The organism is Streptomyces sp. NPDC055506, assembly GCF_053643595.1.
In genome coordinates this window covers 1-25,864 of sequence record NZ_JBSHKH010000090.1, presented here as the reverse complement: position 1 = coordinate 25,864, position 25,864 = coordinate 1, and the positions used below count along the sequence as shown (strand labels likewise).

At 72.3% G+C, this 25,864-nt stretch carries 20 protein-coding genes; 12 read left to right on the top strand and 8 right to left on the bottom strand.

Going from position 1 to position 25,864, the window contains the following annotated elements; genetic code table 11:
• Positions 1 to 36 precede the first annotated feature (36 nt).
• The 3 genes from ACWIF2_RS28125 to ACWIF2_RS28115 all read right to left on the bottom strand — a co-directional run bounded on the left by ACWIF2_RS28125 (position 37) and on the right by ACWIF2_RS28115 (position 4,271).
• Positions 37 to 1,803: an LCP family protein gene (locus tag ACWIF2_RS28125; protein ID WP_454363582.1), complete on the bottom strand. Its 1,767-nt coding sequence runs from the start codon at positions 1,801 to 1,803 to the stop codon at positions 37 to 39.
• 240 nt (positions 1,804 to 2,043) lie between these two features.
• Positions 2,044 to 3,279 (bottom strand): LCP family protein, encoded by a 1,236-nt coding sequence (locus ACWIF2_RS28120; RefSeq protein ID WP_454363581.1) that lies wholly within the window; start codon positions 3,277 to 3,279, stop codon positions 2,044 to 2,046.
• A 236-nt stretch (positions 3,280 to 3,515) separates the two neighbouring features.
• Positions 3,516 to 4,271 (bottom strand): TIGR03089 family protein, encoded by a 756-nt coding sequence (locus ACWIF2_RS28115; RefSeq protein ID WP_454363580.1) that lies wholly within the window; start codon positions 4,269 to 4,271, stop codon positions 3,516 to 3,518.
• Between the two features lie 150 nt (positions 4,272 to 4,421).
• Between ACWIF2_RS28115 and ACWIF2_RS28110 the strand changes: the two genes are divergently transcribed.
• Together ACWIF2_RS28110 and ACWIF2_RS28105 are read left to right on the top strand one after the other, a co-directional pair.
• On the top strand, positions 4,422 to 5,876 hold the full coding sequence (locus tag ACWIF2_RS28110; protein ID WP_454363579.1) for an N-acetylmuramoyl-L-alanine amidase: 1,455 nt from the start codon (positions 4,422 to 4,424) through the stop codon (positions 5,874 to 5,876).
• 138 nt (positions 5,877 to 6,014) lie between these two features.
• The gene (locus ACWIF2_RS28105) at positions 6,015 to 7,097 is read left to right on the top strand and encodes a sugar phosphate nucleotidyltransferase (protein ID WP_454363578.1); all 1,083 of its coding nucleotides are present in this window, start codon (positions 6,015 to 6,017) and stop codon (positions 7,095 to 7,097) included.
• Between the two features lie 189 nt (positions 7,098 to 7,286).
• Here ACWIF2_RS28105 and ACWIF2_RS28100 read toward each other — a convergent pair whose 3' ends face one another.
• From ACWIF2_RS28100 to ACWIF2_RS28085, 4 genes are all read right to left on the bottom strand, one after another.
• A complete protein-coding gene (locus ACWIF2_RS28100) occupies positions 7,287 to 8,288 on the bottom strand; it encodes a DNA-3-methyladenine glycosylase family protein (protein WP_454363577.1) in 1,002 nt (333 codons plus the stop codon).
• A 68-nt stretch (positions 8,289 to 8,356) separates the two neighbouring features.
• Positions 8,357 to 9,688 (bottom strand): coenzyme F420-0:L-glutamate ligase, encoded by a 1,332-nt coding sequence (locus ACWIF2_RS28095; RefSeq protein ID WP_454363576.1) that lies wholly within the window; start codon positions 9,686 to 9,688, stop codon positions 8,357 to 8,359.
• Positions 9,685 to 10,644 (bottom strand): 2-phospho-L-lactate transferase, encoded by a 960-nt coding sequence (gene cofD, locus ACWIF2_RS28090; protein ID WP_454363575.1) that lies wholly within the window; start codon positions 10,642 to 10,644, stop codon positions 9,685 to 9,687. Before cofD ends, ACWIF2_RS28095 begins: the two co-directional genes overlap by 4 nt.
• 33 nt (positions 10,645 to 10,677) lie before the next feature.
• A complete protein-coding gene (locus ACWIF2_RS28085; protein WP_454363574.1) occupies positions 10,678 to 11,184 on the bottom strand; it encodes a cysteine dioxygenase in 507 nt (168 codons plus the stop codon).
• Between the two features lie 660 nt (positions 11,185 to 11,844).
• Between ACWIF2_RS28085 and ACWIF2_RS28080 the strand changes: the two genes are divergently transcribed.
• From ACWIF2_RS28080 to ACWIF2_RS28070, 3 genes are all read left to right on the top strand, one after another.
• The gene (locus tag ACWIF2_RS28080) at positions 11,845 to 12,108 is read left to right on the top strand and encodes a WhiB family transcriptional regulator (RefSeq protein ID WP_003990679.1); all 264 of its coding nucleotides are present in this window, start codon (positions 11,845 to 11,847) and stop codon (positions 12,106 to 12,108) included.
• A 217-nt stretch (positions 12,109 to 12,325) separates the two neighbouring features.
• Complete coding sequence (locus ACWIF2_RS28075) at positions 12,326 to 16,033, top strand: glycosyltransferase (RefSeq protein ID WP_454363573.1); 3,708 nt, start codon at positions 12,326 to 12,328, stop codon at positions 16,031 to 16,033.
• A complete protein-coding gene (locus tag ACWIF2_RS28070) occupies positions 16,030 to 17,493 on the top strand; it encodes a DUF5719 family protein (RefSeq protein WP_454363572.1) in 1,464 nt (487 codons plus the stop codon). The genes ACWIF2_RS28075 and ACWIF2_RS28070 overlap by 4 nt, the downstream gene beginning before the upstream one ends.
• A gap of 76 nt (positions 17,494 to 17,569) precedes the next feature.
• Here the strand turns inward: ACWIF2_RS28070 and ACWIF2_RS28065 are convergent, their stop codons facing one another.
• A complete protein-coding gene (locus ACWIF2_RS28065) occupies positions 17,570 to 18,025 on the bottom strand; it encodes a metallopeptidase family protein (RefSeq protein WP_382495875.1) in 456 nt (151 codons plus the stop codon).
• Positions 18,026 to 18,319: 294 nt separating this feature from the next.
• On the opposite strand from ACWIF2_RS28065, the gene ACWIF2_RS28060 reads away from it, so the two are divergent.
• The 7 genes from ACWIF2_RS28060 (at position 18,320) to ACWIF2_RS28030 (ending at position 25,818) form a co-directional block, all read left to right on the top strand.
• Positions 18,320 to 18,742, top strand: coding sequence for a DUF3499 domain-containing protein (locus ACWIF2_RS28060; protein ID WP_184598283.1), 423 nt, complete (start codon positions 18,320 to 18,322; stop codon positions 18,740 to 18,742).
• Between the two features lie 120 nt (positions 18,743 to 18,862).
• Positions 18,863 to 20,479, top strand: a complete 1,617-nt coding sequence (locus tag ACWIF2_RS28055) for an L-lactate permease (protein ID WP_454363571.1) — start codon at positions 18,863 to 18,865, stop codon at positions 20,477 to 20,479.
• A gap of 94 nt (positions 20,480 to 20,573) precedes the next feature.
• Positions 20,574 to 21,938 (top strand): phosphomannomutase/phosphoglucomutase, encoded by a 1,365-nt coding sequence (locus ACWIF2_RS28050; RefSeq protein WP_454363570.1) that lies wholly within the window; start codon positions 20,574 to 20,576, stop codon positions 21,936 to 21,938.
• 101 nt (positions 21,939 to 22,039) lie between these two features.
• Positions 22,040 to 22,210 carry a Trm112 family protein gene (locus ACWIF2_RS28045; RefSeq protein WP_184598287.1) on the top strand — a complete coding sequence of 57 codons (171 nt, stop codon included), beginning with the start codon at positions 22,040 to 22,042 and terminating at the stop codon, positions 22,208 to 22,210.
• Between the two features lie 117 nt (positions 22,211 to 22,327).
• Complete coding sequence (locus tag ACWIF2_RS28040) at positions 22,328 to 23,455, top strand: SIS domain-containing protein (protein ID WP_454363569.1); 1,128 nt, start codon at positions 22,328 to 22,330, stop codon at positions 23,453 to 23,455.
• 87 nt (positions 23,456 to 23,542) lie between these two features.
• Entirely contained in the window at positions 23,543 to 24,694 is a 1,152-nt protein-coding gene (manA, locus tag ACWIF2_RS28035) for a mannose-6-phosphate isomerase, class I (RefSeq protein WP_454363568.1), read from the top strand.
• A 143-nt stretch (positions 24,695 to 24,837) separates the two neighbouring features.
• Positions 24,838 to 25,818, top strand: a complete 981-nt coding sequence (locus ACWIF2_RS28030; protein WP_454363567.1) for a cation diffusion facilitator family transporter — start codon at positions 24,838 to 24,840, stop codon at positions 25,816 to 25,818.
• Positions 25,819 to 25,864: the final 46 nt, after the last annotated feature.

Here is a 25,864-nt window from a genome sequence, read left to right as displayed (position 1 = left end):
CGTACGCCCTGTGAGACGTACGGCAGGCCCCTCAGGTCACTCGGCGCACTCGACCTTGTCCGCCGTGGACTTGTCCACGTCCGCCGGCGCCTTGGTCGGAGTGGTCTGGGAAGAGCCCGCGCCCTTGAAGTCCTTGCCGAGGGTCAGGGTCATCGCGGGTACGCCCTGGGAGTTGTTCACGCTCTCGCCGGGCTTCAGCGCGGACCCGGGCAGGCCCATGATGTCGGCGAGGCGGCGGGCCTGGTCGGCCTGGTCGGGGGCGTACTCCAGGGTCGTCTTCGCCAGCTCGGCGGGCGCGTTGCCGGCGTTCTCCGACTTGGTCACGCCCTCCTCGTTCTGCAGCCAGCTGAGCGTCTCCTGGGCGCTGCCGGCGACGGCACCGCCGTTCATGATCCGCACCCGCACCTCGGAGGCCGCGGCCTTGCTGCCCTTGAGCCGGGCGGCCACCGCGGCGGCTTCCTTCTTCTTCTTTTCCTTGACCGCGGTGAAGGAGACGTCGTTCTTGATCATGTCGAAGACCTGCGGGGCCGACGACTCGTTGAGGACGACCGTGGTCGGGACCTTCTCCGCCGGGTTGTCGATCACCGGGGTCGTGGCGAAGGTGAGGTTCTTGGTGTTGAGCTTGCCCAGCTCGAGACCGAGGTCCTTCAGCTTGCCGATGCTGGACAGCTGCGAGTCGACGGTCAGCGCCTTCGTGCCCGCCTCGGCCAGGTCGAGCATCTTCGAGGGGCTGGTGAGCGTGTCGTTGTCCTTCAGCTTGCGCATCAGCGCGCTCAGGAACTGCTGCTGGAGCCCGATCCGGCTCAGGTCGCCGCCGAAGCCGACCGAGTGCCGGGTGCGCACGAAGGCCAGCGCCTGCTCGCCCTCGATGGTGTGGTTGCCCTTCGACAGCTTGAGGTGCGAGTCCGGGTCGTCGATGTCCTTGCCCAGACAGACCTCGACCCCGCCGACCGCGCTGGTCAGCGTCTTGACCGCGTTGAAGTCGGCGACCATGAAGTTGTCCGGCTTGACCCCGGTCAGCTCCGTCACGGTCCGCATGGTGCAGCTCGGGGTCCGGTCGTCCTGGCCGAGGCTGGTGTTGAAGCGGGTCTTGGGCGTGCCCGGGATGACCTTCTGCGACCCGTCCTCCTGCGTGGTCGGGCAGTCCGGGATGTCGACGATCAGGTCACGCGGGATGCTCAGCGCGGTCGCGTTCGAACGGTCCTTGGAGACATGCAGCAGGATCGTGGTGTCCGCGTGCCCGACACTGCCCGCGTCGCCGTACTTCTCGTTGCCCGCGCCGGTGCGCTTGTCGGTGCCGATCAGCAGGATGTTGATGGCCTTGTCCTTCTCGAAGCCACCGGTGCTCGCGCCGTCGTCGGAGACCGACGCGATGTTGTTGTTCAGGTGCTCGATGTAGAAGTACGCGGCGCCCGCCCCGGCGACCAGCACGAACGCCATCACGCCGCCGGTCCACAGCAGGATCTTCTTGCCCTTCGCGGCCTTCTTGGCGGGCCTGCGCCCACGCCGCCCCGGCAGCGGTTCCTCCGGAGCCGGAGCCCCGCGGCGCCTGCGCGGCGGCGGCACCGCACGGCCGGGCGTCTCGGGCCGCGAGCGGCCGGGCGCATCGGTGCGGCCGAGCGGCTGCGTGGTGCCGAGCGCCGACAGGTCTCCGTCGGAGGGCGGTGGTTTGCGGGGCCCGGGGACACCCGACCGCGGTGCGGAAGCGGGCAGTCGCATTTCGTATTCGCCGGTGTTCGGATTGAGCACCCACTGGTCTGCGGGATCGATGTCGTCCGCCCGCCCACGGCCTTGCGCGTCCACGGTTGTCTGATTCCTCCGTCGGGGCACGCGGCGCCTACCCCTCCAAGGCGCTCGGTCTCGGTCACACAGTGCGCGTTCTCAGGAACGTCCTCAGAGCCGGGCGCACCGGGATCGCTCACACTAACCGCCCAGTTCAGCGTCGAGCGACGACGGTGACGAAGTCCACGTCCCTACACCTGGGCAATTCGCCCATTTTCCGGGTGAAGAGCGCGTTACCTTGAGGCGGCCTTGGTGTCCGCTTTACTCACAGGTGTCCTCGGCTGCCGTGTTTCCACGGAACGTGGGTGGAGGAGAAACGGTGACGGCGGATTTCGTGAACGGACCCGGATACGGATCCCCGTGCGACCGTTCACGCGAATCGGCAGGCCTCGGCGGGGCCGAACTTCCCGGTGCGTCCCCCGCCACCGCCACCGGAGTATCCGTCCGCAGCCGCTCGAACAGCCTGTCCGCCTCGGGCTCCACGAGTTGGTCGCGATTGGCGTCGTACGCGTACGACTCCCGGGGGACGGTCAGAAATTGCACTTGTTCCATGGGGATGTCGCGCAGACCGCGCACGAGTTCGTACAAACCGCGGAGGCTGGCCAGATCCGGGTCCGTAGTGAGAGAGGACGTGGCGGCGTCCAGCACGGGATACAGCTTCACCGGATTCAGCAGGACGTCATTGCTGCGCACCTTGTTGACGAGTGCGCCGAGGAATCGTTGCTGCCGTTCCATCCGCTCCGTGTCGCTGCCGTCACCGAGGGACTTGCGGGCGCGGACGTAGCCGAGGGCCTGCTCGCCGTTGAGCGTCACGCGTCCCGCGGGCAGCCTCAGCTTGGCGGCCCGGTCGTCGACCGGTTCCCGCAGGCACACCTCGACACCGTCGACCGCGTCGACCATCTCCTTGAAGCCGTGGAAGTCGACGACGACGTGGTGATCGACCCGGACATCGGTGAGCTTCTCCACGGTCCGGATGGTGCAGGCCGAACCGCCCAGCTGGAAGGCCTGGTTGAACATCGCGAACCGCGGCGCGCTGCGGGACCCGTCCGGGCGCCGGCAGCCCGGCAGCTCCACCATCAGGTCCCGGGGGAGAGAGACGGCGGTGGCGCTGCGCCGGCCTGCGGACAGGTGCAGCAGGATCGTGGTGTCCGACCGCTCGGTCCCGGAGTCCCGGCCGTAGCGGGCGTTGTCGTTCCCTTCGCGCGAGTCCGAGCCGATCAGCAGGATGTTCCGCGCGTCCTTGACCAGCGAGGTCGGCCGCTCCTTCTCGTACCGCGCGAGCTCGGCCGCGGCGGCCTCGTCGGGTGTGATGTTTCCGCTGAGCTTGGCGTACACGGCCCATCCGGCCCCGGCGGCCGCCACGACGACGCCGGCGATCCCGAACGCCGTGAACCGCACCCACCGCCGCCGGCGTCGCCGCGCCGGCCCCCGCCCACCGGCCGAGGCCCCCGCACCCGGCCCAAGCCTCCGCAAGGACCCACCACCGGTGTCGGCCACGACAGGGACCACCCCTCACGTCGTACGAACGTGCCGCGCGCACTGTTCTTACGACTGTGGCGTGGATGGGGGGCGGGGGAGGGGTGGGGATGGGCCGAATGGGGGCCGCCAAGCCGCCAAGCTGCGGGCATGCGTGCCGCTAAGGGCGGCGCCCGTCCCACAGAGAGCGGCACCCCGCTACGCCGGGCTGCGGACCCACCCGCCCCCAGCACCAACACGCGGCACCAACAAACGGCCTACCGGGCAAGCGCCGTAACCCGCTCACTCTCCACCCGCTTGTCCAGCACCTCGCCCCCCGCCAACTCCAGATTCCGGCACAGCACCACAGACCCACCCGTGGCCAACGGCCCGTACAACCCCGCGTTCAACCCCTCCCACGTGTCGTACGGCAACCCCGACAGGATCCGCGACCCGGGCCCGGTCAGCCCCAGCCCCGTCGCCCCCGCCCGGGCCCGCTCCACAACCTCGGCCCCGCTGAACTCCCGCCCCGCCACGATCAGCGCGGCCTCCTCCGGATCCACCGGCGCGTACGGCACGAACCGGTCCCCCTGCCCCGGCACTTCCACCGCGTAGTCGACGAACCCCTCGGGCGTCTGCGGAAACCGCCCCCCGAGCGGCCGCAGCGCCATCGCGATCCGCGCCCCGGAACACGCCCGGGCCGCTTCCAGCCCGTCAGGCCCGCTCACCACGACGTCGGCGGCCCGAGCATCCCCGGACACATCAGCGACCACCCCTACCGACGAGCACGCGAGCAGCCACACCGCCGTCTGCCAGTGCGCGGGCAGCAGCAGCGCGACCCGGTCCCCGGGTTCGACGGACAGCTCGTCCTGGAGCAGGTTCGCGGTCTTGGCCACCCAATTGGCGAAGGTGGCCACGGACAGTTCGACGCGTTCGCCCGTGGCGTCGTCGTAGAAGGTCACCAGGGGGCGTCCCGGATCCGCGGCGAGCGCGGAACCCAGCAGGTCGGCGGGGGTGCGATCGGTGGCGTTCACCCGCGCAAGCGTACGCGGCACGCAGGCCTCCGCCCAACGGCCAGGCCACCGCCCCGCCGTGCGTTCGCCACCGGTTCGGCCCAATCCACGCCGACAGTCCGTCAAATCCCAAATGGACAGACTTATAGGACTATGCCAAAGATCAGGGGCATGCGTGGATTCCTTGCTTCCTCGATCGGTGTCACCTGTGCGGCCGCTCTGGCCCTTCCCCTCACCCCGCCCGCCCTCGCGGCGACGGCGAGACCGGTGCCGACCACCGAGGCCGCCACGGCCGCGAGACCCGCGCCCCACGCGGGGACGCCGGACCCGACCATGACCGCCCGGCGCGGGGCCGAACCGTACGCCTCCGGCAGCACTCAGTCCCTCCCCCTGGAACCCCTCACCCGCAACCGCGCCACCCCCTCCGCCTCCGCCTCCGCCTACGCCGAACAGGGCCTGTCCCGCCGTGCCGTACGCCGCTTCTCCCTGGTCGGCGTCATCTGGGACGACCCCCGTGCCGAACTGCACGGCCGCGTCCATGTCCGCACCCGCGCCGCCGGCACCGGCACCTGGTCGGGCTGGCAGGACGTGGAGACGCACAACGCCGACCACGCGGCCGACCTGGACACCCCCGAGAGCACCTCGGGCCGCGTACGCGGCGCCACGGCACCGCTGTGGGTGGGCGCCTCCGACGGCGTGGAACTCCGGGTCCGTTCGGAACTCCAGGGCACGGGCGGCCGCAGCATCGCGGTCGCGGCGCCCTCGCTCCCCTCCGGCCTCCGTCTGGAACTCGTCGACCCCGGCGAGGGCGACGAGGCACTCCCCGGCGGCCCCGTGAACGGTCCCCGCACCGGCGGCCTGAACACCGAGGCCTCCGCCGCCACCGACGCCTCCGCCGCCAACGTGGACCTCGCCCCGCTCGGCGCCACCGAGATCACGGCGCTGAGCCGCGCGGCGACCGAGCGCGAGTTCTACACCCTCCGCGCCGGCGAGTCGGTGGATCGGAAGCGGGCGAAGCCGTACGTCGGCCCCCGCCCCCGTATCGTCACGCGTCGCGGCTGGGGCGCGAACGAGGGGCTGCGGGAGCGGAAGTTCGTCTACACGAAGAAGGTCAAGGCGGCCTTCGTGCACCACACCGCCAGCGGCAACAAGTACAGCTGCGCGCAGTCCCCGTCACTCATCCGCAGTATCTACCGCTACCACGTCAAGAGCATGGGCTGGCGGGACGTCGGCTACAACTTCCTCATCGACAAGTGCGGAAAGATCTACGAGGGCCGCGCGGGAGGCGTGGCGAAGCCGGTGCTCGGCGCGCACACCCTTGGTTTCAACAGCAACAGCATGGGCATCGCCGTCATCGGATCGTACGGAACCAAGAAACCGTCGTCCGCAGCCGTCAAGGCCATCGCCCGGGTCACGGCGTGGAAGCTGGGCCTGTACCGGATGAATCCACGGGGGAAGACCTACCTGAAGTCGGCCGGCAGCAATCTCTACCGCAAAGGCAAGAAGGTACGACTGAACGTGATCTCCGGTCACCGGGACGGCTTCAAAACGGCCTGCCCGGGACGGAAGCTCTACGACAAGCTCGGCTCGGCCCGCTCCAATGCGGCCCGCTACCAGGGCCGCTGAGAACACGTTCACCGCCGTCGGGGGACAGGGGGGGGGGCGGAATGCCGCACGGCCAGCGAAGGCGCCACGGAACGGTCTGCATACACTGACCGGCCGAAAGACAGTTCGGCCGGTCCCGGCAGGAAGCAGAGACGACACGTGACTGAAGCGATCCTCCTGGTCGGTGGCAAGGGCACCCGGCTGCGCCCGCTCACGGTGCACACGCCCAAGCCCATGGTCCCGGCGGCCGGGGTGCCCTTCCTCACGCACCAGCTCGCGAGAGCGAGAGCGGCGGGCGTCGAGCACATCGTCCTGGCCACGTCCTATCTGGCGGAGGTCTTCGAGCCGTACTTCGGCGACGGGTCCGCGCTCGGGCTCCACCTCGAGTACGTGACGGAGGAGGAGCCCCTCGGCACGGGCGGCGCCATCCGCAACGTCGCCTCCCGGCTGCGCTCCGGCCCCGACGACCCGGTCCTGATCTTCAACGGTGACATCCTGACCGGCCTGGACATCCGGGCCCTGGTGGACACCCACGAGAAGACGGGCGCGGACGTCTCCCTGCACCTCACGAAGGTCACCGACCCGCGGGCCTACGGTCTGGTCCCCACGGACGACACGGGCAGGGTCTTGGCGTTCCTGGAGAAGCCGCAGACCCCCGAGGAGATCGTCACCGACCAGATCAACGCGGGGGCGTACGTCTTCCGCCGCTCGGTCATCGACACGATCCCGCTGGGCCGGCCGGTGTCGGTGGAACGGGAGACCTTCCCCGACCTGCTCTCCGCCGGAGCCCACCTCCAGGGCATGGTCGACTCGACGTACTGGCTGGACCTCGGCACACCGGCGGCGTTCGTCCGGGGCTCGGCGGACCTGGTCCTCGGCCGGGCCCCGTCGCCCGCCGTCCCCGGCCGCTGCGGCGACCGCCTGGTACTGCCGACGGCGACGGTCGCGCCCGACGCCAAGCTGTCGGGCGGCACGGTGGTGGGGGAGGGCGCCTTCGTCGCCGAGGGCGTGCGGGTCTTCGGCAGCACGATCATGCCGGGCGCCGTGATCGAACCCGGCGCGGTCATCACCGACTCCCTCATCGGAGCCCGGGCCCGAGTAGGCGAACGCACGATCCTCACCGGCACGGTCATAGGCGACGGCGCGACGATAGGCCCCGACAACGAACTCCTGGAGGGCACCCGCATCTGGTGCGACACCCAAATCCCAGCGGGGGCAGTCCGCTTCTCGTCGGACCAGTAGCGCTTACGTGGGGAGCCGAGCCGCAGGCCGTCGGCTCCCGCCAAGCTGCGCTCCCCCGCCTCCCGCTTAGCTGCGGGCAATCGTGCCGCTAAGGGCGGCACGGGTGGGCGCAGCGGCTCCCCGCTCCGCCGGGCTGCGCACCCACCCGCCCCCAGCACCAACGCAGGGCACCAGAAAACGGGCAGCCCATCACAACGCCCCGATATCCCACCGCGGCATCTTCGGCGCCCGACGCCCCGGCACCCTCCCACTCAGCAAAACCAACCGAGCCGCCCGATGCCGCTGCCCCGCATACGGCTCCAGCAACGACAGCATCACGGAGTCATCCGCATCCCGATCCCCACCCAACGCCCACCCCACGATCCGAGGCAGATGCAGATCCCCCGTCGTCACCTCATCCGCCGCCCCATGACTCCGCTGCACCGTCTCCGCCGACGTCCACGGCCCCACCCCCGGCACAACCTCCAACCGCGCCCGAGCAGCCCCCGGCTCCATCCCGGCCGCCTCCTCCAACCGCCCGGCCACCCGAACCGCGCGCAGAATCGTCGACGCCCGCTTGTTGTCGACCCCGGCCCGATGCCACTCCCACGACGGAATCAACGCCCACGTCCGAGGCGCCGGCATCACATGCATCGGCACGGGCACGGGCCCCGGCGCCGGCTCCCCGAACTTCCGCACCAGCAACCGCCACGCCCGATACGCCTCATCGGTCGTGACCTTCTGCTCGAGAATCGACGGAATCAGCGACTCCAGCACGAGCCCGCTCCGCGTCAGCCGCAGCCCCGGCCGCCGATGCCGGGTCAACGCCACCAGCCGGTGCCGCGGCACGAACGCGGACGGATCATCAGCGGCCCCGAGCAACTCGGGCAACTTCTCCAGCAGCCACTCGGCCCCAGGCCCCCAGGCCTCCCCGCGCACCCCGCCACCGGACGCACGCACCCGTAGCGTCCCGGGCCCGGCAGGAGTGAGCGCGGCCCGCCACACCGACCCGTCCGGCGTCGTCCGAAACGTGGGATCTCCCGGCCCGCGCCGCAGCGGCCCGAGCACCAGACCGAGATCGAGCGGCCCGTCCGGCACCCAGTCGCGCACCCGCCCGGTGTCCGCCCGCACCGCCCGACGTGGACCGGGCACGACGACCTCGCCACCGCGCACGGTTGTACGCGTGGGCCGGGGAGTGAACCGTCCTGCCATGAATGAGTCCCTGGAATCGGAATGCGAGAGGAGCGGGCCCTACGAGCGTAGACGCCGCCCCGCCCCGGTCATCGCACCTCGATGAACGCCCCCGCGTCCCGCTCCGGCCGCGCTCGCGGTTCCTCCGCGGGATGCCCGACCGCCACCGCGCCCATCGGATCCCAGTCCGCCGGCAGCCCCAGCACCTCGCGCACCACGTCCCGGCAGAACATCGTCGACGACACCCACGCCGACCCCAGCCGCTCCCCGGCCAGCGCGACCAGGAGGTTCTGCACGCCGGCGCCCGCGGCGACCACGAACATCTCCCGCTCGGCGCCGTCCCGCCGCGGATCGCCGTAGGTGTGCGAGCCGTCCATGACCAGGCAGGGGACGACGAGGTACGGCGCGTTCCGCAGGACGTCCCCGCGGCGCACCCGCTTGGCGATGGACTCCTCCGTCTTGCCGTCCCGCCGCAGATCGGCGATCCAGGCATCACGCATGGCGTCGAGCAGCCGCGTCCGCGACTCCTCGGACTCCAGCAGCACGAACCGCCACGGTGTGGTGTGGTGCGGCGCGGGCGCCGTCACGGCGGCGGCCACCGCGCGCCGTACCGCACCGGGGTCGACGGGCTCGTCCGTGAAGACCCGGACCGTACGCCGCTGGGTCACCGCCAGCCGTACCGCCTCCGACGTGCCGAGCCGGAACATGTCGTCGCGCGCGCCGCGCACCATGGCCCGCGCACCTTCCTCGTCGCCGTCTCCGGCGACCAGGTCCGGGAGTCCGCGTACGACGGCCACGGGCAGCCCGGCAGCCTTGCCCTTGACCAGGTCGCCCGCGGAGGCGAGTTCGTCGGCCGTGGCGACGACGGTGGCGCTCAGCGGATTGCCGTACGCGTCCGTGCCCCCGCGCAGATCGTCGAGGACGCGCACCCCCGCGGCGCCGATCGCGACATCCGTGAGCCCCGCGCGCCAGGGCCGCCCGAACGTGTCGGTGACGACGACACCGACCTCGACGCCGAGGATGTCCCGCAGCCCGTCACGGATCGCGCGGGCGGACGCGTCCGGGTCCTCGGGCAGCAACAGCACGGTCCCGGAGGGGGTGTTGGACGCGTCGACCCCGGCCGCCGCCATGACCAGGCCCTGCCGGTTCTCGACGATCCGGAGGGCACCGCGCCGGGCCACCACCCGTACCGTCTCCGCGTCGATGGCCGCCTCCCGGTCGCCAGCCTGGACGATGCGGCCCTCCGCCTTGGACACGATCTTCGACGTGACGAGCAGCACGTCCCCGTCGGCCAGACCGGGCTCGGCGGCCGCGATCAGCTTGGCCAGATCGTCCCCGGCCGCGACCTCGGGCAGTCCGCCCACGGCCCACACCCGGTACCCGTCGGCATCCCGCTGCCGGCCGGAGATCTCTCCGCTCAAGCTCCCCGCACCTCCTCCGCCAGCGCCAGGGCCTCGCGGGCCATCCGCGCGGTCGCGTCGGTGTCGGTCATCATCAGCGGCACGGCCCGGCAGCGGACCCCGGCCGTCTCGACCTGCTCCACCACGCCCGCGTCCACCGTGTCCACGAGCCAGCCGTCCAGCAGGCCCGAGCCGTAGTGCTCGGCCACCGCCGCAGCGGTCGACTCGACGCCCACGGCGGCCAGCACCTTGTCGGCCATGCCCCGCACGGGCGCGTCGCCGACGATGGGGGACAGGCCGATCACCGGCACGCCGGCGTCGGCGATCGCCTCCCGGACGCCTGGCACGGCGAGGATCGTGCCGATCGACACGACCGGGTTGGACGGCGGGAAGAGGATCACGTCCGCCTCGGCGATGGCCTCCAGCACCCCTGGAGCGGGCTTCGCCTGGTCGGCACCGACCGGCACGATCGCTTCGGCGGGCACCGAGGCGCGCAGCCGCACCCAGTACTCCTGGAAGTGGATCGCCTTGCGCTCACCGTCGATCTCGACCGCCACATGGGTCTCGACGCGGTCGTCGGACATCGGGATCAGCCGCACGCCCGGCTTCCAGCGCTCGCACAGCGCCTCCGTCACCGCGCTCAGCGGGTATCCGGCGCCGATCATCTGCGTCCGCACGATATGCGTCGCGAAGTCACGGTCGCCCAGGCCGAACCACTCGGGCCCGACGCCGTAGGCCGCGAGCTCCTCCTTGAGATGGAAGGTCTCGTCGGCACGGCCCCAGCCCTGCTCCTCGTTGATGCCGCCGCCGAGCGTGTACATCACCGTGTCGAGGTCCGGGCAGACCTTCAGCCCGAAGAGGTGGATGTCGTCTCCGGTGTTGCCGATGACCGTGATGTCCGCGTCCGGCACGGCCCGCTTCAGACCACGCAGGAACCGGGCACCACCGATGCCGCCTGCCAGAACCACAATGCGCATGGGAGCAGTCTTGCAGGCCCCTACGACAGTGGGTCAGATAGTCAGGGCTTCCGGCACGCTCCGGGCCTCGCAGTGCTGAGCCGTGTGCATCGGCATCGCCGTCAGCCCCGGGTAGTAGACGTGCAAACTCACCGCCGACTCGAGTGCGTCATTCACGACCTCGTGTACATACCCCGGCGCGAACACGCGCTGCGCGCCCGCCCGCAACGCGCGCGTGCCCCGCTCCGTGCGCTCCGTCAGCGTGCCGTCCAGCACGGTCAGCACACCGGAGGAGCGGCCGTGGTCGTGCAGCCCGCTGCCCTGCCCGGGCACCCAGGACAGCAGCCACACCTCGTAGCCCGGGCCGGTGCGCAGCCGGTGGTACCAGCGGCTGGCCGCGTCGTAGCGGACGAGGTGCTCCCACTGGGAGCGGTCGGCGGCGATGGAGCGGGCCAGGCCGACGAACTCGGCGACGGTGGCCGGGTGCTCGCGCTCCAGCTGGAGCAGGTGCGGGACTTCGAGGATGTCGCCGGCGATCTGGAGGTCGCTGTCGCTGTTCATGGGGTGCTTGGTTCCTCAGTGAAAGTGGGTCAGAGGGAACGAGGGCCGGGGGACTGGTGGCCCGGCCTTCAGCTGGAGCGGGTGTGGCTCAACAGCTGGAACAGCAACAGCTACAGCGAGCACGGGCAGCACCGTGGGACCCGGCGGTGCGGGTCGAGGTGAGTGCCAAGTTCGCGAGCATGCCCACTAGGACACCGGGTCACACCTCCGGTGTCAACTCGGCACCCGGTATGTGGGACGAGGTTCACCTCATCCGGTCTTTCGCTCAGATGAAAGGTTTGTTCATGGCCAGGCCGGGACACTTGGCGTCCACAGGGCGCACAAACCTCGTTGCGTACTCGTGATCAGACTGTGATCAGATTCGCTTCGACGTGCGTGTCGGAACGAGATCGAACTCCTGGGCGTCCTCCCTCGTACAGACCTGTACGGGGCCCGGGTGACGGTGGGGCCCCTCGCGGGCTCCGTCTGCGTGTCAAGGTTTATGCCGATTTGAACACTTTCCGCACGGCCTTGGTTCCGCAGAGTGAATAAGGGGCTCAATAGCAGATCTCGGCTTGACTCGCCCGGAGCAGCACACTTGTAATTTCACTCGTGTCGTTCAGCCGCAATCGGTAACGGCTACATCACGGGGACGCGGAAAAGAACAGACGAGGGGCGCACATGACCGAGCTGGTGCAGCAACTGCTGGTCGACGACGCGGACGAGGAACTCGGCTGGCAGGAGCGCGCGCTGTGCGCCCAGACCGACCCCGAGTCCTTCTTCCCCGAGAAGGGCGGCTCGACCCGGGAGGCCAAGAAGGTCTGCCTCTCCTGCGAGGTCCGCTCCGAGTGCCTCGAGTACGCCCTCGCCAACGACGAGCGCTTCGGCATCTGGGGCGGCCTGTCCGAGCGGGAACGCCGCCGGCTGAAGAAGGCCGCGGTCTGACCGGACCCATGGGTGTGTGAACGGCCCGTCGCAGGTGGGTTGTCCACAGGCGGCGGGCCGCCTCGCCCACCCGTCTCCCGGCCCCCGCCCCTCATCGAGGCGCTGCGCGCCGCCCCTGTAGGACTGCCGATAGTGTGGGCGCTCGTCCGAGACGCCCCGCGGCCCCCGCCGGCCGCAGGCGTCCACCGCAGTCCACCGAACCGGGGCCCGTACCTCGATGTCCGTGCACAGCCACCCGGCAGCTCATCACGACACCGCTGCCACAGCCGCGTTTGACCCGGCCCACCCGCCCGAGTTCCCGCGTCATGTGGTGACCGCGGTCCTCGTCTCCCACGACGGCGCCCGCTGGCTGCCCGACGCGCTCGCCGGGCTGCTCGGCCAGGAGCGCCCCGTCCAGTACGCGATGGGGGCCGACACCGGCAGCGCGGACGCCTCCGCCCAGCTGGTCACCGACGCGCTCGGCGCCGACCGGGTGCTGCACCTCGCCCGCCGTACCGGCTTCGGCCAGGCCGTCGAGGAGTGCGACCGCAGCGCCCCGGTCCTCACCCCGGACGAACTGCCGTACCTGAAGCGCCCCAGCGGCTGGGACCCCGTCACGCGCTCATGGCGGGACGACGCCTACGACATGCCCGAGCTCCCGCACGGTGAGCCGGTGCAGTGGCTGTGGCTGCTGCACGACGACTGCGCCCCGGAGCCCGACGCCCTGGCCCAGCTGCTGCGCGTCGTGGACAACGAGTACGAGCTGGGCCGCGAGGACGTCGCCGTCGTGGGCCCCAAGCTCCGCGGCTGGTACGACCGGCGGCAGCTGCTGGAGGTCGGCGTCTCCATCGCCAACTCCGGCCGCCGCTGGACCGGCCTCGACCGCCGGGAGCAGGACCAGGGCCAGCACGACCACGTCCGCACCGTGCTGTCGGTGTCCACCGCCGGCATGCTCGTCCGCCGCGACATCTTCGAACAGCTCGGCGGCTTCGACCGGCACCTGCCCCTCATGCGCGACGACCTCGACCTGTGCTGGCGCGCGCACGCCGCGGGCCACCGCGTGCTGATCGCCCCGGAAGCCGTCGTCCGGCACGCCGAGGCGGCCTCCCGGGAGCGCCGCACCGTCGACTGCGTGGGCCGCACCTCCGCCTCCCCGCACAAGGTCGACAAGGCAGGCGCCGTCTACAGCCTGCTCGTCAACACCCGTACGGCCGTGCTCCCCTGGGTGCTGCTGCGCGTCGTGCTCGGCACCCTGCTGCGCACCGTCGCCTATCTCGTCGGCAAGGTCCCCGGACAGGCCGTCGACGAGATCCGCGGCCTCATGGGCACCCTGCTGCGGCCCGAGCGGATCCTCGCCGGGCGGCGCCGCAGAGGCACCCCCCAGGTCGACAAGGGCGAACTGAGGGCGCTGTTCCCGCCGCCCGGCGCGACCGTCCGCATGACCGTCGAGCAGGTCGCGGGCAACCTCGTCGGCAGCTCCGACCCCGAGGCCGCCTCCGGCGCCGGACGGCACGGCGGCGCCGTCGAGTCGGGCCCGGGCGGCGACGACGCGGACTTCCTGCAGATCGAGCAGTTCGCCCGGCTCAAGCGCATCGCGCGCAAGCCCGGCCCGGTGCTCTTCCTCGTCCTGCTGCTCGTCTCCCTGCTCGCCTGCCGTGAACTCCTCGGCGGCGGCGCGCTCGCGGGCGGCGCCCTGCTGCCCGCCCCGGCCGACTCCGCCGCCCTGTGGGCGCGCTACCTGGACGCCTGGCACCCGGTCGGCGCCGGCGGCACCTCCTCCGCGCCGCCGTACGTCGCGCTCGTGGCGATGCTGGCGTCCCTGCTGTTCGGCTCGACCGGCCTCGCCGTCACCGTCCTGCTCGTCTGCTCGGTGCCGCTGGCCGGTGTCGCCGCCTACTTCGCCTCCCGTCCGCTGGTCGAGTCCCGGCTGCTGCGCGCGTGGGCGGCCGTCGTCTACGCCTTCCTGCCCGCCGCCACCGGCGCCCTCGCCGGCGGCCGCCTCGGCACGGCCGTCCTGGCCGTGCTGCTGCCGCTCATCGCGCGCGCGGGCATCGCGGCCAGTGGCCTGGCGAACCCGTCGGGCGCGCGGGGCAGTTGGCGCGCCACCTGGGCGTACGCGCTGCTGCTGACCATCGCCACCGCGTTCACCCCGATCGTGTGGCCCGTCGCGCTGATCCTCGGGGCGGGGCTGCTGGCCGTGCGCCGTACGGACATCACGGCGTACGGGACGCGGTTCCTCGCCCAGCTCGGCACGCCCCTGCTGGTCCTCGCGCCCTGGTCGCTGTCCCTGCTCCCGTTCGGCTTCTTCCACCAGGCCGGCCTGGAGTACGGCGCCGGGTCCGCCTCCGCCCTCGACCTCCTCGGCGCCAGCCCGGGCGGCCCAGGCACCGTCAGCGGCCTGATGCTCATCGGCATCGTGCTGGCCGCGCTCGCCGCCCTGTTGCGCTCGGAACGCCAGTCGGGCATCCGCACGGCCTGGGCGGTCGCCCTGGTGGGCTTCGTCCTCGCGGCCCTGTCCAACAGCTCCACCTGGGCCGGCCCCGCGACCCTCGTCTACGGCATCGCCCTCCTGGCGGCCGCGGCGCTCGGCGCCGACGGGGCACGCGCGCGCGTGGCCGAGCAGAGCTTCGGCTGGCGCCAGCCGGTCGCCGTGCTGATCGCCTTCGCCTCGGCCGCGGGCCCGCTGCTCGTCGCCGCCGGCTGGATGATCCGCGGCGCCGACGGGCCCCTGGAGCGGCGCGACCCGACCCAGGTCCCCGCGTTCGTCGCCGAGGAGAGCGGCAGCCGCGACCAGGCCCGCACCCTCGTCCTCGACAGCGACTCCGGCGCTCACGTCGGCTACATGCTCGTACGCGGCTCCGGCGCCCGCCTCGGCGACGGCGAGGTCGCCGCGGCCGACGGCGAGAACAGCAGGCTCGACAAGGTCGTCGCCAACCTCGTCGCCGGCTCCGGCGCCGACCAGGCCGCCCAGCTCGGCGGCTTCGCCGTGCGCTACGTCCTCGTCCACCAGGGCGCGCCCCGCGAGGTCACCCGCGTCCTGGACGCCACGCCCGGCCTGACCCGGCTCAGCCAGCAGGGCGGCGGAGCCCTGTGGCGCCTCGACCGGCAGGTCGCGCGCGCCGCCATCGTCCCCGCCTCCGGATCCGGCACCCCGCAGCCCGTCGCCGCCGGGCCCGTCGACATCCACACCACCATCCCGACCGGCGCCGACGGGCGCGTGCTGCGCCTCGCCGACACCGCCGCCGACGGCTGGACCGCCACGCTGGACGGCAAGCCGCTGACCCGCACCACGGTCGACGGCTGGGCCCAGGGCTTCGAACTCCCCGCCACCGGCGGCACGCTGGACGTCACCTACGACGACCCGATCAGCCACACCGTGTGGCTGTGGACGCAGGGCCTGCTCGCCGTGGTCCTCGTAGTGCTCGCCCTGCCCGGCCGGCGCCGCGACGTCGACGACGACATGCCCGAGGAGCCGGTCGTCCCTGCCCAGGCGGTCGCCGGCGAGGGCCGCCGCGCCCGCCGCCTGCGCGCCCAGGCCGAGGCCGAGACCGAGCCCCCGACCGAAGGAACCCCCGGCCCCGGGGAGTTCCCGCCCCCGCAGCCCGAGCAGCCCCCTGCGGCCGTGCCGCAGCAGCAGAACTACGGTCAGTGGGACGGCGCGGGCTACCCGGGCGGCGAGTACGCCGGCTACGGCGACCAGTACCAGGCCGCCCCGTACCCGGCGGACGCCTACGGCGGGCAGTACCAGGCGGATCCGTACCAGGGCGGCCAGTACGACCCGTACGCGTACGGCGGCTCGCCCCAGGCGCAGTCGTACGACCAGGCGGGCTACGACCAGGCCTACACGCAGGGCTACGGCACGCCGTACGACCCGGCGCAGGAGCAGCAACAGCAGCACCACCCCCACGGCACGGGCAGTGAGCGTCCCGACGGGAGCCAGCAGTGAACCGCACCACCCTGTCCCTGATCGCCGGCGTGACCGCGCTCGCCGCCGTCACCGGCTTCGCCGCGCTGTCCGCCCCGGACGCCCCGGGCGCGGACACCGGCGCCAAGGCGGCCGCCCAACTGCCCGTGGAGCGCACGAGCCTGCTGTGCCCGGCGCCCAGCACGTCCGACCTCGCCGAGACGTCCTACACGTCCTTCACGCCCGTCACAAAGGGCACGGAGAGCGGCGGCAAGGCCGAACTCCAGGCAGCGGCCGAGGGCAAGTCCGAAAAGCCCGTGCTGACCCCCAAGGAGCCCGGCAAGCCCGTCACCGGGGACAGCTCGGGTTCCGACGCCCCCGCGCTCGTCGGGACCGCCGACGGCAGGTTCGCGCCCGGCTGGACCGTCCAGGAGACCACCGAGGTCGCCGCCGGGACGGGGCGCGGCCTTCAGGGCGTCAACTGCGCGGCTCCGGACACGAGTTTCTGGTTCCCGGGCGCCAGCACGGCGGCCGACCGCACCGACTACGTCCACCTGACGAACCCCGACGACTCGGCCGCCGTGGTCGACATCGAGCTCTACGGCAAGGACGGCACCCTTCAGTCCCCGGTGGGGGAGGGCATCACCGTCCAGCCGCACTCCAGCGAGCCGGTCCTGCTGTCCACGCTCACGGACGAGGAGCAGACCAACCTCACCGTGCACGTCAACGTCCGCAGCGGACGCGTCGGCGCTTCCGTGCAGGCCCTGGACGACAAGCTCGGCGGCGACTGGCTGGCCGCGTCCACGGACCCGTCGGGCAGCCTGGTCCTGCCCGGCATCCCCAAGGACGCCACCTCCGTGCGCCTGGTCGCCTTCACCCCGGGCGACGCCGACGCGGACCTGAAGGTGCGCCTCGCCTCCCCCTCAGGGCTGATCACCCCGGCCGGGCACGAGACGGTGCACGTCAAGGGCGGCATGACGACCGCCGTCGACCTCGGCGACGTCACACGCGGCGAGGCGGGCTCCCTGGTATTGACGCCGACGGACCAGTCCGTGCCGGTCGTGGCGGCCCTGCGGGTCGTCCGGGGCAAGGGCGACAAGCAGGAGACGGCGTTCATCCCGGCCACCCGCCCCGTCGGCACGCGCGCGACGTCCGCCGACAACAGCGCCAAGGGCAGCACCCTCTCCCTGACCGCCCCCGGCCGGGCCGCCACCGTCAAGGTCACCGCCTCGGCGGGCAGCGAGGGCGGGACCCCGGCGTCGAAGACGTACACGATCAAGGCCGGCACGACCCAGGACATCGAGCCCCCGGCCCCCGGCGGCCTCAAGGGCACTTACGCGCTCACGGTCGAGCCGGTCTCCGGCGGCCCGGTCTACGGCGCCCGCACCCTGACGGCGAACGAGAGCGGCGTCCCCGCCTTCACCGTGCAGACCCTCCCCGACGACCGGGGGACGGTGGCGGTACCGGAGGCGGACGAGGACCTGTCGGTGCTGCAGAAGTAACAGGCGCGGGGAGGGGACGTACGGGTCGGCCCCTGCGAACGGCTGGCCGGTGAGGGCTACACGGTGCTGGTACGTCTCAGCCCTGGTCCTCGCCGTACCGCGGATCCACCGTCTCCGGCGTCAGCCCCAGCAACTCGGCGACCTGCTCGACGACGACCTCGTGCACCAGCGCCGCCCGCTCGTCGCGCCCCTTGGTGCGGATCTCGACCGGCCGCCGGTAGACCACCACGCGCGCGGGGCGCCCCTCGCGCGCGCTGATCGTGCCGCCGAGCGGAACCGCCTCCTCGTTCCAGGCCTCGCCGGGCCCGTCGAGCCGCGGCACCTCCAGGACCAGGAAATCGATGTCGGCGAGCTGCGGCCACCGCCGCTCCAGACGCTCCACGGAGTCCTGCACCAGATCCGCGAACGCCTCCGCGCGGCTCGCGGCGAGCGGCACCTGCGGCGGTGCGATCGGGCCGCGCATGCCCCTGCCGTGGCGATCACGACGGCGGGGCCCGGGGGCGGCGGCACGGGGCGTTACGGGCTTGTCCATCACCGCTGAAGGGTAGTCCCCGCCACGCGCGTGTGCCCGGCACCGCGCGGCGGCACGGACGGCTTCCGGCCGACCCGCACGGCATGTCGTTACATGACCATTCCAGCCAAGGTTGGGCTTGATTCCGTATCCCGCCGAGACCGGCGACGTCACGGCAATTGAGGATTTTGTGACGACTCTTGACCGCTTGCGGGCTCGTCCGACACCCCGGACGGCGGTGTCCTGGCAGGTCAGCCGGGTGTGCCGGCAGGGGCGTGTGGGGCGTTTCACAACGCGACACGGTGGAGTGACCTGGTGGAGAGTCGTCGCGGCCCGCTCAAGAGTGCGGTACCGTCCAACATCGTGAGCCCTGTACGTCGCTGTTCGCGCACCGCCTGCGGCCGTCCCGCCGTCGCGACGCTGACGTACGTCTACGCCGACTCGACCGCGGTCCTCGGCCCGCTCGCCACCTACGCCGAACCCCACTGCTACGACCTGTGCGCCGAGCACTCCGAGCGCCTCACCGCCCCGCGCGGCTGGGAGGTCGTCCGGCTGCTCGACGGCTCCGCTCCGGCCCGTCCCAGCGGCGACGACCTGGAAGCCCTTGCGAACGCCGTACGAGAGGCGGCCCGCCCCCAGGAGCGGGCGGCCGGGGCCGGCGGCGGAGGCCGTACGGCCGACCCGATGGAGGTCGCGCGGCGCGGTCATCTGCGGGTCCTGCGGTCCCCCGACAACTGAGCGCCCCGTTCTGCTGCTGTCTCGCGCACACCCATTGACGCGAGCTTGGCGCGGACATGACCATTCCGTTTGAGGACGCGAGAAATCGCTTTCACATGACGGAAACCGGGGAGGCGCCCGTTGTACGTCCAGGAACTGGAACCCGTCGCCGGCTCACTGGGCGTGTCCGCCCTCGTGGCCGCACTGCCCCTCGTGATCGTCCTGGTCCTGCTCGGCGGCATCCGCCTCAAAGCGCACCTGGCAGGCCTGACCGGCCTTCTCGCCGCCGTGCTCGTCGCCTGGCTCGCGTACGGCATGCCCCTCGGCCAGACCCTCTCCAGCGCCGCCCAGGGCGCCGTCTTCGGCCTCTTCCCCATCCTGTGGATCGTCGTCAACGCCCTCTGGGTCTACCGGATGACCGTCCGCACCCGGCACTTCGACATCCTGCGCCGGTCCTTCGGGCGGCTCTCCGACGACCCGCGCATCCAGGCACTCGTCATCGCCTTCTGCTTCGGAGCGCTGCTGGAGGCACTCGCAGGCTTCGGGGCTCCCGTCGCGATCAGCGCGGTCATGCTGGTCGCCCTCGGCTTCGAACCGGTGCGCGCCGCCGTCGTCGCCCTGGTCGCCAACACCGCGCCCGTGGCCTTCGGCGCGATGGGCACCCCGGTCGTCACGCTCGCCCAGGTCACCGGACTGCCGCTGGACTCCGTGGCGTCCGTGGTGGGCCGTCAGACGCCGCTGCTGGCCCTCGTGGTGCCCCTGGTGCTGGTCTGGCTCGTGGACGGCCGACGCGGGCTGCGCGAGACCTGGGTGCCCGCCCTGGCGTGCGGAGTCGCCTTCGCCGTCGCCCAGTTCGCCGCCTCCAACTACGTCTCCGCCCAACTCGCCGACATCGGCGCCGCCCTCGCCGGCGCGGGCGCCCTGGTCGCCGTACCGCACGCGCGCGTGCCCGCCGCCGAAGCCGTACGCGCCTCCGTCCTGACCGGCGCCCGCAGCGAGGAACTCGACCAGGAGGACCCGCCCCGCGAGATCCTGCGCGCCTACGCCCCCTACGCGCTGATCGTCGTGATCTTCTCCGTCGCGCAGATACCGGCCCTCAAGGACTGGCTCGCCAAGACCACCCAGACCTACGACTGGCCCTTCCTGAACGTGGCGGGGCCGGACGGCGACCCGGTCAGCGGCAATGTCTTCACCTGGCCGATCGTGTCGACCGGCGGCACGCTGGTGCTCCTCGCCGGCATCTGCACGGCCGCCGTCATCGGGGTGCACGCGCGCGTGGCGGTCAAGGAATGGCTCGCGACCGTCCACGAGCTGCGCTTCGCCATCCTGACCGTGACCTCCGTGCTGGCGCTCGCCTACGTCATGAACCTCTCCGGCCAGGCGGCGACGATCGGCCACTTCGTCGCGGCGGCCGGGGCCGGACTGGCATTCCTCTCACCCGTCCTCGGCTGGTTCGGAGTCGCCGTCACCGGATCCGACACCTCGGCCAACGCCCTCTTCGGCGCCCTCCAGGTGACCGCCGCCCGTGAGTCCGGACTCTCCCCCGACCTGCTCGCTGCCGCCAACAGCTCCGGCGGTGTCCTCGGCAAGATGATCTCCCCGCAGAACCTCACCATCGCCTGCGCGGCCGTCGGCCTCGCGGGCCGGGAGGGCGACCTGCTGCGCAAGGTACTCCCGTGGAGCCTGGGCCTGCTGCTGATCATGTGCCTGATCGTGGTCGGCCAGAGCACACCGGTCCTGGGCTGGATGCTGCCCTGACGCCCGAGGCGACGTCCGGGCACTCGCACAGCGCGCTGTCAGCGGGGCCGGGTAGTTTGGGCCGACCGACAGTACTTTTTCAGGAAGGTTGGCCGTGGCTGCTGATCTGTCGCAGGTCGTGAAGGCGTACGACGTACGCGGGGTCGTCCCGGACCAGTGGGACGAGTCCCTGGCCGAGCTCTTCGGGGCGGCCTTCGTCCGGGTCACCGGGGCGAGTGCCATCGCGACCGGGCACGACATGCGGCCCTCCTCGCCGGGCCTGTCGCGTGCCTTCGCGCGCGGGGCCGCAGCGCAGGGCGCCGATGTGACGGAGATCGGCCTGTGCTCGACGGACCAGCTGTACTACGCCTCGGGCGCGCTGGACCTGCCGGGCGCCATGTTCACCGCCTCCCACAACCCGGCCCGGTACAACGGCATCAAGATGTGCCGCGCGGGCGCCGCCCCGGTCGGCCAGGACACCGGCCTCGCGGAGATCCGCGAACTCGTCGAGGACTGGAGCGAGTCGGGCGCCCCGGAGCCGGCCGCGCAGACGGGAACGATCACCGGCCGCGACACGTTGTCGGACTACGCGGCGCACCTGCTCTCGCTGGTCGACCTGGCCTCCGTCCGCCCCCTGAAGGCCGTCGTGGACGCGGGCAACGGCATGGGCGGCCACACGGTCCCCGAGGTCTTCGCCGGCCTGCCGGTGACGCTGGTCCCGATGTACTTCGAGCTCGACGGCACCTTCCCCAACCACGAGGCCAACCCCCTCGACCCGGCCAACCTCGTCGACCTGCAGAAGCGGGTCCGCGAGGAGGGCGCCGACCTGGGCCTCGCCTTCGACGGCGACGCCGACCGCTGCTTCGTCGTCGACGAGCGCGGCGAGCCGGTCTCCCCGTCCGCGATCACCGCACTGGTCGCCTCCCGCGAGCTGGCCAGGCACGGCGGCAAGGGCATGATCATCCACAACCTGATCACGTCCTGGTCGGTCCCCGAGGTCGTCGAGGAGAACGGCGGCACCCCGGTCCGCACCCGGGTGGGCCACTCCTTCATCAAGGCGGAGATGGCCCGGTCGGGCGCGATCTTCGGCGGCGAGCACTCCGCGCACTACTACTTCCGCGACTTCTGGAACGCCGACACGGGCATGCTGGCCGCCCTCCACGTCCTGGCGGCCCTGGGCGGCCAGGCAGGCCCGCTCTCCGCCCTCGTCGCCCAGTACGACCGCTACGCGGGCTCCGGCGAGATCAACTCCACGGTCAGCGACCAGGTGGCGCGCCTCGCCGCGATCCGCTCCGCCTACGAGACCCGCGAGGGCGTCGAACTGGACGACCTCGACGGCCTCACCGTCTCCGCCGACGACTGGTGGTTCAACGTCCGCCCCTCCAACACGGAGCCGCTGCTGCGCCTGAACGCGGAGGCGAGGGACCCGGAGACGATGGCCCGGATCAGGGACGAGGCGCTGGCGATCATCAGGGGCTGACAGGACCGCGAGCTCAGCTCCTTCCCCCTCCGCCCCACCCTCACCGGCGGTACCCTGACCAGGCACATCCGCACCGCCCCGACCCCTGGAAGAGAAGCCATATGCCCCTCGAATCCGGCCTCCTGGACATCCTCGCCTGCCCGGCCTGCCACGCCCCGCTCAAGGAGCAGGACACCGAGCTGATCTGCACCGACCAGAGCTGCGCCCTGGCCTACCCCGTCCGTGACGGCATCCCCGTCCTCCTGGTCGACGAGGCCCGCCGCCCCGCGTAGGACACACGGGCGGACACGCCCGCGTGAGCCCCCGGTGCGCATGGCTCCCGGCACAACGGGCACCGAGGCAGGACGACATCCCCATGACGGACCCCGGCGATCGGAGGCTGCCGCCCCATGCTCGACGAATCGCTGCTCGACTCCCCTGAGGGCCTCGCGGAGGCCGACCACCGAGGCCTGCTCCGCGGCGCCGCGGAAGCCGGCGCGCGCGTCCGCACGGCCGCCCGCCACGCCGCCGAGGCGGGCATCAACGACCTCAAGCCCGACGGCCGCCCCCGGGGCGTCCTCATCGCCGGCCCGGGCGCCGCAGCCACCCACGCGGCCGACCTCCTCGGCGCGCTCGCCGGCGCCGGCAGCCCGGTCACCCGCCTGGCCCCCACCGGCGTCGCCCCCGCCGCGGGCGCCCTGCGCTGGGAACTGCCCGGCTGGGTCGGCTCAGTGGACCTCCTCCTGATCACCACCCCGGACGGCACCGAACCGGGCCTGTCCCTCCTCGCCGAGCAGGCCTACCGCCGCGGCTGCACCGTCGTCGCCGTAGCCCCCAGCAGGTCCCCGCTCGCCGACGCCGTGAACGGCTCGCACGGCCTGTTCGTCCCCATGGCGACCGCCCCGTACGACCAGGACGAGCCCTTCGCCGCGTCCGCCCCCGGCGTCCTGTGGGCCCTGCTCACCCCGCTCCTCGCGCTCCTGGACCGCGCGGGCGTGCTCACCGCCCCGCCGGACGCCCTCGGCAAGGTCGCCGACCGCCTCGACCGCATCGCCGAACGCTGCGGCCCCGCCATCGCGACGTACAGCAACGCCGCCAAGACCCTGGCCGCCGAACTCGCCGACGCCCTCCCCATCGTCTGGACCGAGGGCGTCTCGGCCGGACCCGCGGGCCGCCGTTTCGCCGCCGCCCTCGCCGAACTGTCCGGCACCCCCGCCGTCGTCGCCGAACTCCCCGAGGCCCTCGCCGCACACAGCGCACTGCTCGCCGGCCCGCTGGCCGCCAGCGCCGACCCCGACGACTTCTTCCGCGACCGCGTCGAGGAGGCACCCGCCCTCCACGCGCGCGTGGTGCTGCTCCGCGACCGCCCCATCGGCGGCCTCACCGCCGCCCCCGGCGCCCGCGACCTGGCCCTCAGCCACGACACCCCGATCAGCGAACTGGAACCGGAGGCGGGCGACGAACTGGAGACCCTCGCCGAACTGATCGCCATCACGGATTTCGCCGCCGTTTACCTGGCGCTCGCTTCGAGGGCCTGATCATGCCCGGGACACCCTGACGCCCACGCGGCAACCGCCCCGGAGCAGCAGGCGTACGTACGCACTCACAGGACCAGAGAGATCCCCATGGACCGCCTCGACAACACCATCCGCCCCTACGCCTGGGGTTCCCCGACCGCCATCCCGAACCTGCTCGGCGTCGAACCGACCGGCGAGCCGCAGGCGGAGATGTGGATGGGCGCCCACCCGGGCGCACCCTCGCGCACCGACCGGGGCACGCTCGTCGAGGTCGTCGACGCCGACCCCGAGAAGGAACTGGGTCCGGCCGCCGTCGCCAAGTTCGGCCCCCGCCTGCCGTTCCTCCTCAAGATCCTCGCCGCCGGAGCCCCGCTCTCCCTCCAGGTCCACCCCGACCTGGCGCAGGCGAAGGAGGGCTACGCGGACGAGGAGCGCCGCTCCATCCCCGTGGACGCCCCGCACCGCAACTACAAGGACGCCAACCACAAGCCCGAACTGATCTGCGCGCTCACCGAGTTCGACGGCCTGTGCGGCTTCCGGGACCCGCTCGAGGCCGCCGGCCTCCTTGACGACCTCGGCGTCGACTCCCTCAAGCCGTACGTCGACCTGCTGCACGCCCACCCCGAGGACGCGGCCCTGCGCGAGGTCCTCACGGCGATCCTCACCGCCGACCCGGACGAGATGTCCCGTACGGTCGAGGAAGCGGCCGCCGCCTGCGACCGTCTCGGCGGCGCCTACGCCCCCTACGCCGACATCGCCCACCACTACCCGGGCGACCCCGGCGTCATCGCCGCGATGCTGCTCAACCACGTCCGGCTCCAGCCCGGCGAGGCCCTCTACCTCGGCGCCGGCGTCCCGCACGCCTACCTCCAGGGCCTCGGCGTGGAGATCATGGCCAACTCCGACAACGTCCTGCGCTGCGGCCTCACCCCCAAGCACGTCGACGTCCCCGAACTGCTGCGCATCGTCCACTTCCGCGCCGGCGACCCCGGCGTCCTGCGCCCCGAGGCCTCCCCGGACGGCGAAGAGGTCTACGAGACCCCGATCGACGAGTTCCGCCTCTCCCGCTATGTCCTGCCCGAGGCCGGCGCCACCCACGACCTCACCCGCCCGACCCCGCAGATCCTGCTCTGCACGGCCGGCGCCGTCCGCGCGGGCGAGCACGAGCTGACCCCGGGCCGGTCCGTATTCGTCCCGGCCGGCGAAAAGGCCGAAGTGTCCGGAACCGGCACGCTCTTCCGGGCCACGGTCATCGCCTGACCTCCCTGGACGGTGACCTGGCGCGCTCCCGCCGGAGCGGGCTGCAACAATGGCCCACCGTCAAGCACGGGCAAAGCCAAGGGCGACGCACCAAGGCGAGCGCCCGGGCCCTGAAACGGCGTACGAAGGGACAACGCGAACATATGAGCGCGTCAGGCGGAACCAAGGCGATCGTGGCGGCACTGGCCGCCAACCTCGCGATCGCGGTAGCGAAGTTCGTGGCGTTCCTCTTCAGCGGCTCGTCCTCGATGCTCGCCGAGTCCGTGCACTCGCTCGCCGACTCCGGCAACCAGGCACTCCTCCTCCTCGGCGGCAAGAGGGCGAAGCGCGAGGCCACCCCGCAACACCCCTTCGGCTACGGCCGCGAGCGCTACATCTACGCCTTCCTCGTCTCCATCGTCCTCTTCTCGGTCGGCGGCATGTTCGCCCTCTACGAGGGCTACGAGAAGATCAAGCACCCGCACGAGCTGACGCACTGGTACTGGCCGGTCGGCGTCCTGGTCTTCGCGATCATCGCCGAGACGTTCTCCTTCCGCACGGCCATCAAGGAGTCCAACGTCCTGCGCGGGCGCCGCTCCTGGACGGAGTTCGTCCGCCACGCCAAGGCCCCTGAGCTCCCGGTCGTGCTCCTGGAGGACCTCGGCGCCCTCGTCGGCCTGATCCTCGCGCTCGGCGGCGTCGGCCTCGCCCTGCTCACCGGCGACAGCGTCTGGGACGGCATCGGCACCCTCTGCATCGGCATCCTGCTCATCCTGATCGCCCTGGTCCTCGCCGCCGAGACCAAGTCGCTGCTGCTCGGCGAGTCCGCCGGTGTCGAGGAGACGCAGAAGATCGAGACCGCCCTCGTCGACGGCGACACGGTCACCCGCATCATCCACATGCGCACGCTCCACCTCGGCCCCGAGGAACTCCTCGTCGCCGCGAAGATCGCCGTCCGCCACGAGGAGACGGCCACCGAGATCGCCGCCGCGATCAACGCCGCCGAGTCCCGCATCCGCGAGGCCGTCCCGATCGCCCGCGTGATCTACCTCGAGCCGGACATCTACAGCGAGACCGAAGCCGCCAAGGGCCCCGACCCCGAGGCCGCGCCCGGCGGACCGACGCCGAGCGACGCCGGACACTGACGTCCCGCAGGAGCACCGCCCGAACACACGTGGGGCCCGCCGAACC

Excerpts from the sequence above, each read along its gene's own strand:
- ACWIF2_RS28030 (WP_454363567.1), top strand. The coding sequence starts at position 24,838 with ATGAGCGCGTCAGGCGGAACCAAGGCGATCGTGGCGGCACTGGCCGCC.
- manA (WP_454363568.1), top strand. The coding sequence starts at position 23,543 with ATGGACCGCCTCGACAACACCATCCGCCCCTACGCCTGGGGTTCCCCG.
- ACWIF2_RS28100 (WP_454363577.1), bottom strand. The coding sequence starts at position 8,288 with ATGGCAGGACGGTTCACTCCCCGGCCCACGCGTACAACCGTGCGCGGT.
- ACWIF2_RS28110 (WP_454363579.1), top strand. The coding sequence starts at position 4,422 with ATGCGTGGATTCCTTGCTTCCTCGATCGGTGTCACCTGTGCGGCCGCT.
- ACWIF2_RS28065 (WP_382495875.1), bottom strand. The coding sequence starts at position 18,025 with ATGGACAAGCCCGTAACGCCCCGTGCCGCCGCCCCCGGGCCCCGCCGT.
- ACWIF2_RS28085 (WP_454363574.1), bottom strand. The coding sequence starts at position 11,184 with ATGAACAGCGACAGCGACCTCCAGATCGCCGGCGACATCCTCGAAGTC.
- cofD (WP_454363575.1), bottom strand. The coding sequence starts at position 10,644 with ATGCGCATTGTGGTTCTGGCAGGCGGCATCGGTGGTGCCCGGTTCCTG.
- ACWIF2_RS28045 (WP_184598287.1), top strand. The coding sequence starts at position 22,040 with ATGCCCCTCGAATCCGGCCTCCTGGACATCCTCGCCTGCCCGGCCTGC.
- ACWIF2_RS28040 (WP_454363569.1), top strand. The coding sequence starts at position 22,328 with ATGCTCGACGAATCGCTGCTCGACTCCCCTGAGGGCCTCGCGGAGGCC.
- ACWIF2_RS28080 (WP_003990679.1), top strand. The coding sequence starts at position 11,845 with ATGACCGAGCTGGTGCAGCAACTGCTGGTCGACGACGCGGACGAGGAA.
- ACWIF2_RS28075 (WP_454363573.1), top strand. The coding sequence starts at position 12,326 with ATGTCCGTGCACAGCCACCCGGCAGCTCATCACGACACCGCTGCCACA.